This is a genomic window from Sinomonas sp., assembly GCF_051955515.1.
GTDB lineage: Bacteria > Actinomycetota > Actinomycetes > Actinomycetales > Micrococcaceae > Sinomonas.
On sequence record NZ_JBQCGQ010000059.1, the window covers coordinates 1 to 6,470 of the forward strand.

Annotated in this window: 7 protein-coding genes; 3 read left to right on the top strand and 4 right to left on the bottom strand. The window is 70.9% G+C overall.

Features of this window, described 5'->3' with window-relative positions; translation table 11 throughout:
• Positions 1-509: MBL fold metallo-hydrolase (locus ACTHL9_RS03350; RefSeq protein ID WP_440517310.1), on the bottom strand; the 509-nt coding region annotated here is incomplete at its 3' end.
• Positions 510-542: 33 nt separating this feature from the next.
• On the opposite strand from ACTHL9_RS03350, the gene ACTHL9_RS03355 reads away from it, so the two are divergent.
• Positions 543-1,229: a histidine phosphatase family protein gene (locus ACTHL9_RS03355; protein WP_440517311.1), complete on the top strand. Its 687-nt coding sequence runs from the start codon at positions 543-545 to the stop codon at positions 1,227-1,229.
• 13 nt (positions 1,230-1,242) lie between these two features.
• Here the strand turns inward: ACTHL9_RS03355 and ACTHL9_RS03360 are convergent, their stop codons facing one another.
• On the bottom strand, positions 1,243-2,157 hold the full coding sequence (locus ACTHL9_RS03360) for an ArgP/LysG family DNA-binding transcriptional regulator (protein ID WP_440517313.1): 915 nt from the start codon (positions 2,155-2,157) through the stop codon (positions 1,243-1,245).
• A gap of 69 nt (positions 2,158-2,226) precedes the next feature.
• On the opposite strand from ACTHL9_RS03360, the gene ACTHL9_RS03365 reads away from it, so the two are divergent.
• Positions 2,227-2,832 (top strand): LysE/ArgO family amino acid transporter, encoded by a 606-nt coding sequence (locus tag ACTHL9_RS03365; protein WP_440517315.1) that lies wholly within the window; start codon positions 2,227-2,229, stop codon positions 2,830-2,832.
• A 10-nt stretch (positions 2,833-2,842) separates the two neighbouring features.
• Here the strand turns inward: ACTHL9_RS03365 and ACTHL9_RS03370 are convergent, their stop codons facing one another.
• A complete protein-coding gene (locus tag ACTHL9_RS03370; RefSeq protein ID WP_440517316.1) occupies positions 2,843-3,319 on the bottom strand; it encodes a hypothetical protein in 477 nt (158 codons plus the stop codon).
• Between the two features lie 271 nt (positions 3,320-3,590).
• A complete protein-coding gene (locus tag ACTHL9_RS03375) occupies positions 3,591-4,655 on the bottom strand; it encodes a lactonase family protein (protein ID WP_440517317.1) in 1,065 nt (354 codons plus the stop codon).
• A 176-nt stretch (positions 4,656-4,831) separates the two neighbouring features.
• On the opposite strand from ACTHL9_RS03375, the gene ACTHL9_RS03380 reads away from it, so the two are divergent.
• Positions 4,832-6,256, top strand: coding sequence for an aldehyde dehydrogenase family protein (locus tag ACTHL9_RS03380; RefSeq protein ID WP_440517318.1), 1,425 nt, complete (start codon positions 4,832-4,834; stop codon positions 6,254-6,256).
• Positions 6,257-6,470 lie beyond the last annotated feature (214 nt).

Consider the following 6,470-nt stretch of genomic DNA (forward strand, 5'->3'; position numbering starts at 1 on the left):
CGCTGCAGGCGCCCGACGTCTGGCCCCGAGATCCCGGCCGCGGCCAAGCGCTCGGGCACGAGCGACCTCCCGTCCGGCTCCCCGAGCCGGTAGCCGTACGCCTCGATGCGGTGGCTCAGGGCGCGGACTTCGAGGCCGGGCGCCACCGGGCCGTCGCTGCCGTGGGGCATCAGCCGGAGGTCGACGCCCGGAGAGGAAATCGCCACGAGGGCGCGGACCATCGGCTCCCCGGACGCCGGGTAGTGCAGGTACACGGGGTGATCGACGCCGTCGAGCGCCATGCGGGAGAGGACTCCGGGGAGCCCGTAGCAGTGGTCGCCGTGGACGTGGGTGAGGCAGATGCGGTGGATGGCGGTGGCCGCGACGCCGGCGTAGATCATCTGCCGCTGAGTGCCTTCGCCGGGGTCGAACAGGAAGCCCTCGGCGTCCCACCGCAGGAAGTACCCGTTGTGGTTGCGGGTGCGCGTCGGGACTTGGGAGGCGGTGCCGAGGACCACGAGTTCGCGCATGCTGACCAGTATTGCCCGCCTAGACTTGCCACCGTGCGCTTGCTCCTGATCCGCCACGGCCAGACTCCCTCCAACGTGCGCGGCGCGCTCGATACCGGCTTCCCGGGTCCCGGCCTCACCCCGCTCGGGCACGCCCAGGCAGAGGCCGTCCCAACGGCGCTGGCTCACGAGTCGCCCGCCGCGATCTACGCATCGCACCTCGTCCGCACGCAGCTCACGGCGACCCCGCTGGCAGAGGCCCTCGGCCTGAGTCTTCGGGTTCAGCCGGGTCTCGAGGAGATCTCCGCAGGCGCGCTCGAGATGCGCAGCGATGACCACGCCGTCCAGGCCTACGGCCGGTGCCTCGAAGCCTGGATGCGGGGCGACTTGGACCAGGCCATGCCCGAGGCGCCGGACGGGCACGCGTTCGCCGAGCGCTTCGACGCCGCGCTCGGCGAGATCGCGGGTCGGCACGGGTCCGACGAGACGGTCGCCGTGTTCAGCCACGGAGCGGCCATCCGCGTCTATACCGCCCTGCGCTCTGACATTGACGCCGAGGCGGCGGTCGAATTGGCCCTCATGAACACCGGGATGTCGGTGCTGAAAGGCGACCCCCGCGCCGGGTGGACCCTCGAAGCCTGGCGCGCCGAGCCGCTCGGCGGCGTCGAGCTCCTCGACCTCGCCGCCCACGACGTAACCGGCGAGAGCGCGGACGACGAGGCGCACGAAGGCGAGGGCTAGGCCCTTCCGGCCTTCAGCCTGCGGCGAGCACCTTCGCGGCGCGGACGACGGCGGTCGTCACCTCGTCGAGGCCCGGCGAGTCGAGCGTCCACACCTGCCAGTAGAGCCGGAGCGGTTCGTCCCAGTCGTGATCGAGCTCCACGAGCGTGCCTTCGGGGTCCTGTTGATCGGGCACCATCCCCCATCCGAGTCCGTCCCGGACCGCCTCGACGTACTGGACCGAGTCGGGGATGAAATGCTGCGGGGGCGTCGCATCGGGCGCGACCCGGGCCAGCAGGGCGAGCTGATGGCTGTCCTTGCGGTCGTACTGCATAACCGGCGCGGCGGCGAGCGCAGCCGAGGTTGGCCCGTTGGGGAACCAACGGGCCATATAGTCCCTGGAGGCCTTCGCGCGATACACCATCGTGCCGAGGGGTCGGACGGTGCAGCCCTGGACGGGGCGCGGATCGGCTGTGACGGCCGCGACGGCATCTCCTGAGCGGAGCAGGTCTGCGGTCGCGTGTTCGTCGTCGCGCAGGAGTTCGAGGGCGATCCGGCCGCCGAGGGCGATCTCGCGCAGCGCCGGCGGGAGCCAGGTCGCGATCGAGTCGGCGTTGGCCACGATGGGTACGCGCAGCCGTTCGGCGCCTGGCTCGCGCGCGCCGTCGGCCGCGTCTTGGCCCGACGCGCCGCCCTGTGACCCGCGCAGGGTGAGCACCGCCTCGTCGGCGAGGAGCAGCAGTTGGCGCGCCGACCGCAGAAGCCGCTCCCCCGCCGGCGTGGGCCGCACGGGCTTGAGCCGGCGCACCAGAACGCTGCCCACCGAGCGCTCGAGCGCCTTGATGCGCTGGCTCACGGCCGAGGGGGTGAGTCTCAGTTCGCCCGCCGCCGCCTCGAAGGTCTCATGATCGACGACGGCGGCCAGCGCCCGGAGTTGGTCCAATTCCATAAACAGATTCTAATGGAGATGCAAAAATGTTAAATTGATCTTTATCCCGCACGGGCCTACCGTCGAAGGGTGACCCCCTTCCTGACCGGCTTCGGCGCGAGCCTCGGCCTCATCGTCGCCATCGGCGCCCAGAACGCATTCGTCCTTCGACAGGGCATCAAGAGGGAATGGGTGCTGCCGGTCGTGCTGGTCTGCCTGACGAGCGACGCGGTGCTCATCTTCGCCGGCGTCGCGGGGATCGGGGCGCTCGTTCGGGAAGCGCCCACGGCTCTCTCAGTAATCCGGTGGGTCGGGGCGGCGTTCCTTTTCGCCTACGCCCTGTTCGCCGCCCGACGCGCAGCCCGCCCGGGCACGCTCGAGGCGGCGGGCACGCGAGGAAACTCGACCATGCTGTCCGCACTCGTGACTACGGTGGCCCTGACCTGGCTCAACCCGCACGTCTACTTGGATACCCTCGTGCTGCTAGGCTCCCTCGCGAATGCGCAGGGGGACGCAGGGCGCTGGTGGTTCGGCATCGGAGCTGCCGCGGCGAGCGCGCTGTGGTTTCCGGTCATCGGCTTCGGCGCACGGGGCCTCAGCGGATTCTTTGCGCGGCCGGCCTCGTGGCGGGTCCTCGACGGGTGCGTTGCGGCACTCATGCTGACGCTCGCCGTCGTCCTCGCGACGGGGAGCTGAGCGTGATGCGCTAGACCGCCGTCTCCAGAACTGGTGCCAGGAGCGGCCGCGCCGGGGCCCAGAAGTGGCAGGCCGCGAAGTCCTCCACAAGCTCGGCGATCGAGGCGCTCAGGCTTCGGGCGGGATCGGGCGCGAAGAGGAATGGCGTGATTCCGGCGTCGGCGAGGGCATCCTCGGCCGCCTCGCGGTACGTCACGCCGAGGCGTGGGTCGAAGGTCGGCAGTTCACCGTCCAGCCACACCACCCGGTCGAGGCCGCGGCAGGCCATGAAGTCGAGCACCGCATCGATCTTCCACCATCCGGTCTCAGCGGTGGTCGCGGGCAGGAACGAAGCCTGCGGCAGCAGCCCGATGACGCGCGCCTGCTCCCTGCTGCTGGGCCGCGCGAACAGGGCGCGGTCGCTCGCGACGGCGCTCATGCGCCACAGCGCGTTGGCGCCCGCTCCCCTCGACGCACCTAGGCGCCGCGCATCGACGACCAACGCCACACCACTCATTGGTTCAGGGTCCTCCCTCCAGCACAGGACGGTCCGCGCAACCGCCCGTGCCGAGACCCGGCATGGCCTGTCCTTCGCGCGTAGCTACTATCTTTAGACATGTCCATTTCGCCTGTAAAGAGCGAATATATGTGCGAAGGACTGGCAGCCCCCGCATCGAATCAGACTCTGCCGCACGGAAACAGTGTGTCCGTAGGGTCTTAAGGCCCTACGTTCGAGGGCGGTTCGTCGCTCCTCGTCGGGCAGCCGGCTAGGGCCTGTCTCAGGGACGCCAGCACTCCACGGCCACCGGGCCGCGGCTCGTCTCGGCCCGTGAGGTGGCGGTAAGCGATCCATCGTCGCCAATCCGGTACGCGGTCACGTAGCTGGATCCCTCGCCGCAGACCAGAAGGAACTGGCCGGAGGGGTCGATGACGCTCCCGCACGGCTGCGTCTCCGTGGGGGTCCAGCCGAGGAAGTCGAGGCTGCCCTCGGAGTCGAGGGCGAATCCGGCGACGGTGCTCGTGGAACGTTCGGTGGTGAAGAGGAAGCGCTCGTCGGGCGTGAGGCGGAGGTCGGCAGCCCAGACGACCTCGTTCCCGGGATCCGGTGTGTCGGCGCCGCGGACCACGCCCGGCTTGAGGCCCAGGCCTTCGACGGCGGAGATCCGCTGCCTCAGCTCGAGTCCGCCCGTCTGGGCGTCCCGCCCGTAGACCGCCACCTCGCCGGACAGTTCGTGCACCACGTAGGCCCGGTCTCCGGCGGCGTTGAGCCGGAGGTAGCGCGGACCCGACCCCGTCTCGGCAGCGACCTGGCCCGCGGGGGCGATGCCGCCGTCGTCCGCCTCGCTCTGACCGGCGAACGAATCAGCCGAGAACCAGCTCACCCGGTCGTCGCCCAGTGACGTCGCGTAGAGGAACTTGCCGTCGGGGCTGAGCGCAGCGCAATGCGAGTTGCGCCCCGAGTCGAAGGTGAGAATCCGCTCCCCGTGGGGACCGCCGGGGATCGTGACGCGGTCCAGCCGGTGGTCGCCGTAGGAGGCACTGAAGACGTGCGGATGGCCTGGCTCGAGGGAGAGGAAGCAGGTGGTGACGGGCAGGTCGACGGACGTTCCCTGCGCGACGACGCCGTCGCGCCCGAGCGAAAGCTCCACGAGGAGGGGACCCTGGGGCGAGTTGCACCCGGCGTACGCGGTGCCATGGGCGTCGATCGCGAGGGCCGCGACACCTTCGAGTCCCTCCGTGCGCGAGGCAGGCTCGAGCTGGCCGGTCTCGGGATCGAGGACGACGACGTCAACGGCGCCAGCGCCGGGACAGGCCAGGACGACGAGGGTTGGCTGAGGGGTCACAAGTCCGCCTTCGGGTCGATGAGGTGTGCCACGGGGTCCGTACCCCGCGCCGACTCGACCACACTCCCCGAATCATGCGTGCTCTGACAAGAGGCCTTCACCGGCGGACAAGTCCTCGGGCTGCACCCCCGCCCAGACTTGAGGCAACGCAACGCCAGACTCACCGCGGAGGACTCATGGACACCACCTTGCAGCAGACGGATTCCCTGCTCGACGCGATCGCCCCGGCCCCGGGCGAGCCAGGCCGGGAGATCCTGGACCCGGCCACCGGCGAACTCGTCGGCCTCGCCCCGGTGCATGGGCTCGCCGAGCTCGAGGCTGCTATCGCCGCGGCGAAGGCCGCCCAGCCGGCTTGGGCCGCCGTGGGGCACGAGGCCCGGTCGGCTGCGTTGAACGCGGCGGCCGACGCCGTGGAGGCCAACGCCGAGGAGCTCGCCCGGATCCTCTCCCGCGAGCAGGGCAAGCCGCTCAACGGCCCCAACGCCCGCTTCGAGGTTGGCGCGTGCGCCGCGTGGCTGCGGGCGGCCGCCGCCACTCCCCTCGAACCTGAGACGCTGGTCGACGACGGCCAGACCCGCGCCGTGCTGCACTACCGTCCCATCGGGGTCATCGGGGCGATCGGACCCTGGAACTGGCCCATGATGATCACTGTCTGGCAGATCGCCCCCGCCCTGCGCATGGGCAACGCCGTGGTGGTCAAGCCCAGCGAGTACACCCCGCTGTCCGTGCTGGCCCTGGTGCGCGTGATCAATGGCGCGCTGCCGGAGGGCCTGGTCTCCGTGGTCTCGGGCGACCGCGAGGTCGGCGCTGCGATGACCACCCACCCTGCCATCGGCAAGGTCATGTTCACCGGCTCCACCGCGACCGGCAAGGCCATCATCCGCTCCTCGGCCGACACGGTGAAGCGCCTGACCCTCGAACTCGGCGGCAACGACGCCGGCATCGTCCTGCCCGACGCCGACCCCAAGGCCATCGCCGAGGGCCTGTTCTGGGGCGCGTTCATCAACACCGGCCAGACCTGCGCTGCGCTCAAGCGCCTCTACGTCCACGAGGACCTCTACGACCAGGTCTGCGACGCGCTCACCGAATACGCCGCGGCCGTGCCGATGGGCGTGGGCCTCGAGGAGCAGAACGTGCTCGGCCCGCTGCAGAACAAGGCGCAGTACCAGATCGTCGCCGGCCTGGTCGAGGCCGCCAAGGCCTCCGGCGCCCGCGTCCTGCTCGGGGGCAACCCGGACGAGGACCAGCCCGGCTTTTTCTACCCCACCACCCTCGTCGCGGACATCGACAACGACAACCCGCTCGTCGCCGAGGAGCAGTTCGGCCCCGCCCTGCCGATCATCAAGTACTCCACCGTGGACGAGGCCGTTCAGATGGCCAACGCCCTCGAGGTCGGCCTCGGGGCCTCGGTATGGTCCGCCGACCCCGAGAAGGCGCGCGAGGTCGCGGCCCGCATCGAGGCCGGCACCGTCTGGATCAACGCCCACGGCGCCGTCGACCCCCGCATCCCCTTCGGCGGCGCCAAGCAGTCCGGCTACGGCCTCGAATTCGGCGCCGAAGGCCTCAAGCACCTCGGCCAGCCCCAGATCATCAACGGCTAGCCGCACTCCCCCCGAGTTGTGGGGGGGGGGGGGGGGGGGGGGGGGGGGGGCGCGGCCCCGCACCCCCCCCACCCCCCCCCCCCCCCCGCCCACCACCCCCCCCCCACCCCCCCCCCCCCCCCCCCCGCCCGGGGCGGCGGCCCCCCGAGACAGCTTTGGGGAAGCGGTGGCCCTTGAACTGAGCCTTGCAGGATGAGTAGACTCTCAAGTAGAC

Coding starts and splice junctions, on each gene's coding strand:
- ACTHL9_RS03360 (WP_440517313.1), bottom strand. CDS start 2,157: ATGGAATTGGACCAACTCCGGGCGCTGGCCGCCGTCGTCGATCATGAG.
- ACTHL9_RS03380 (WP_440517318.1), top strand. CDS start 4,832: ATGGACACCACCTTGCAGCAGACGGATTCCCTGCTCGACGCGATCGCC.